General features: G+C 53.0%; 3 protein-coding genes. 2 read left to right on the top strand and 1 reads right to left on the bottom strand.

All coding sequences use genetic code 11. The annotated features are described in order from the left end of the window. Positions 1-223: 223 nt before the first annotated feature. Together ACWA6V_RS20075 and ACWA6V_RS20070 are read left to right on the top strand one after the other, a co-directional pair. On the top strand, positions 224-1,366 hold the full coding sequence (locus tag ACWA6V_RS20075; RefSeq protein ID WP_449524156.1) for a helix-turn-helix domain-containing protein: 1,143 nt from the start codon (positions 224-226) through the stop codon (positions 1,364-1,366). A gap of 227 nt (positions 1,367-1,593) precedes the next feature. Beyond that, entirely contained in the window at positions 1,594-2,640 is a 1,047-nt protein-coding gene (locus tag ACWA6V_RS20070; RefSeq protein WP_449524155.1) for a sialate O-acetylesterase, read from the top strand. A gap of 90 nt (positions 2,641-2,730) precedes the next feature. Here ACWA6V_RS20070 and ACWA6V_RS20065 read toward each other — a convergent pair. Next, positions 2,731-2,982: di-heme oxidoredictase family protein (locus ACWA6V_RS20065; RefSeq protein ID WP_449524154.1), on the bottom strand; the 252-nt coding region annotated here is incomplete at its 5' end.

Below are 2,982 nucleotides of genomic sequence, written 5' to 3'. Positions count from 1 at the left end.
CCAGAGAGGTCTATTTTCGTCATTAAGATTACAACGGCGCACCCGCAGAAAATGGCAGTAGCCCTTAGTGAGTCAGCGCGCATTGGCCAGCAGGCCGTCTTTGCTCCACGCTGATTTTGCACGGCCACAGGTTTGCTGTAGCAATGCCCGAAACCCTCGGGTATCTTGAGCGCCCCGAGTGATATAGCCAGCCGGTAGCGATAATTAAAAAATGGCGGAAAGCATGTCTGCATCAAAAAAAATCCAACTCTTGTTTTGTTTGCTCCTGATCGCGAGCATCGCTGCGTTTTGGGGCGCGGTTGAGCGTTCTAATATTCAGCATGAGCTGCTACCTAGATCCAGCAGTGTTTACCCCTGGCGCGCCTGGGCGAATGCGGGTGCACACCAAGGGCAATCGGCGTCCATCGATTTGCGCGAGAGCACCTACAACCTCAGTGCTGATTTCACCTTGGGCTCAGACGCCCAATACCCCTATGCCAATCTGGGGCTCACCTTTGATGACGAGGAAAATTCCGATCGGCTGATCGATCTGAGCATGTATCAATCGGTTGTGTTTCGGATTAAATGCCGCCCCGCGAATGTCCTGACCTTTTCGCTTTACACCTACGCCGACAAAATCACGCGCATACCCGATATCACCAGCTATCGACTGTCAGAGACATTTCTCAGCTGTAATCAGGAATGGCGGGATGTGCGGATTAATCTGCAAGCGCTAAGTACGCCGGGTTGGTGGTTGGGGCGGCACCAGATGAATCTGGCTGACCAAGATTATCGGCTGGACAAAGCACGCGGCTTTTCGATTATCAGCTCTACCGAAAGCCCACGGGATACGCCATCCAGCATCATTATTGAGTCGATTGTGTTTGCGGGGCGCGATTATTTTTGGGTTTATCTTATCGCTGGTCTGGCAGTTGTACTCTGGAGTAGCTTTGCCTACTGGGCTATTCCCTACTGGGCTGCACAGCGAAGTGCGCGAACTGAAACCAGCGCGCTAATCAGCTATCAACCGGTCACCGCTGAACCCAAGCACGAGCGAGAAAAGGCCGTCGTGCTGGCATACCTTGCCCGCGAATACTCCAACGCCGAACTGAGCGTGGAGAGCACCGTTAACTCCACGGGCGTCAACCGCACCAAAATCAACAACATATTGCGCGACGAAACTGGGCTCACCTTCACCGGATACCTGAACAAAGTACGCTTGACCGAGGCCGCTCGCCTACTCGCCAATGAGCGCATGGGCGTGGCAGAAGCTGCGTTTGCGGTGGGCTATAGCAGCTTATCCTACTTCAATCGGGTATTTAAAAAAGAGTACGGCTGCCCGCCTTCAACCTACAAAAAGCCTGCAGATACTGCGAATCCCACCTGACTTATTTGCACGAAAACTTGTACTTTTTGCGCAGTGCAGATGTTCTCGCCCAGTCGGTAAGCGCAGACAACGCCGCCGACCTATGCTCCCCCCTCGCAGCTGTTCATATCTGAGCGGCAATTTCACTTTATAAAACATCACAATAAAACCAAGACCGACCTGCGCGGCAGGCGCAGCAAGAATAACGCCTACCGATCTGCCAGTCGCGTCAACCCGGAGCTACTCCTATGCCACTTGGACTTCACCGCACCATGAAACATTTCACCCACTGCATTACAGCGCTGGCACTATCATCGATTGCACTCGCGACCTACGCCGAGCCAAATCCCAACTTTCATATTTACCTTTTATTCGGGCAATCCAACATGGAAGGGGCAGCAACAATAGAAGCGCAGGACCGAACCATCAATGACAGAGTCAAAGTATTAGCCGATTTGAATTGCAGTAACTTGGGACGCACTTATGGCAATTGGTACCCTGCTTCACCACCACTAAACCGCTGCTGGAGCGGTCTTGGTCCCGGCGATTATTTCGGTAAGACGATGGCAGACGGGATGCCGAGCAACGTAACCATTGGGCTGGTTCCCGCGGCCGTCTCGGGAACGCCGATTGAGCTGTATCAAAAGAGTGCGCCCATCGGCCGCAATAATCAGGACATACCCACCCAATTTAATGGTGGTTATGCCTGGCTGCTAGATCTGGCGAAAAAGGCCCAAGCAGATGGAGTAATCAAAGGCATTCTCTTCCACCAAGGCGAGAGCAACACCGCTGACCCACAGTGGAAATTTAAAGTGCAAGAAATCGTGGCTGACTTGCGCAAAGACCTGAATATTGGTGATGTACCTTTTATCGCCGGCGAGCTGTTGTATGCCGACTACAAATCCTGCTGCCACTGGCACAACCCGGAAATCAATAAACTGCCCAGCCTGATCAACAACAGTTTTGTCGTCTCAGCGGCTGGTTTGCCGGGGATGGATGAAGCACATTTCACTACCGCATCCTATCGTGAGCTGGGTAAACGCTACGCACAGATAATGCTGGAAAAAATTGACTACTCGTCAAGCATCCCCACGCAGAGCAGCAGCGCAAGCAGTGCGGCAACCTCCTCAGCCGCCGCAAGCAGTAGCCAAGCCTCGTCACTGGCCGCAACTGGTCGCAGCAGTATTGCGGCATCGGCGGGTGGAAGCTCCTCCTCTGGCGGAGGCTCTAGTAACACTCTGTTGCTGCTTTTACTGGGTGGGCTCTGGCTGCTTTCCAAGAGAAAACGTCGGTAAAAAAAAGCCCCGGTGATTAACCGGGGCAAGGAGAACGCTAGCCAGCTACTACTAGCCGCTAGAGAGAATTAACGATTAACGCGATTCCTATTAAAGCGACTCAAGGAAACGCAATACATCTTGTTTTTGGCTGGCAGACAAAGCCTGGTAGGCATTTTTAGATGCTTGACCTTCACCGCCGTGCCACAGGATTGCCTCTTCAATACTGCGCGCGCGGCCATCGTGCAAGTAGCTATGTACTGGCGTACAGACTTGTGCGCCTTGACCGGCATTCGTTACACCGCCCGTTACGCACGCAGACAAACCAAGACCCCACAAAGGCGCGGTACGCCATTCAGCACC

This window comes from Cellvibrio sp. (assembly GCF_053579595.1).
The sequence above is the reverse complement of the archived record's forward strand: the minus strand, read 5'-3'. Positions and strand labels throughout refer to the sequence as shown.

What these genes read in the sequence shown, in the direction of transcription:
- ACWA6V_RS20075 (WP_449524156.1), top strand. Translation starts at nt 224, where the DNA reads ATGTCTGCATCAAAAAAAATCCAACTCTTGTTTTGTTTGCTCCTGATC.
- ACWA6V_RS20070 (WP_449524155.1), top strand. Translation starts at nt 1,594, where the DNA reads ATGCCACTTGGACTTCACCGCACCATGAAACATTTCACCCACTGCATT.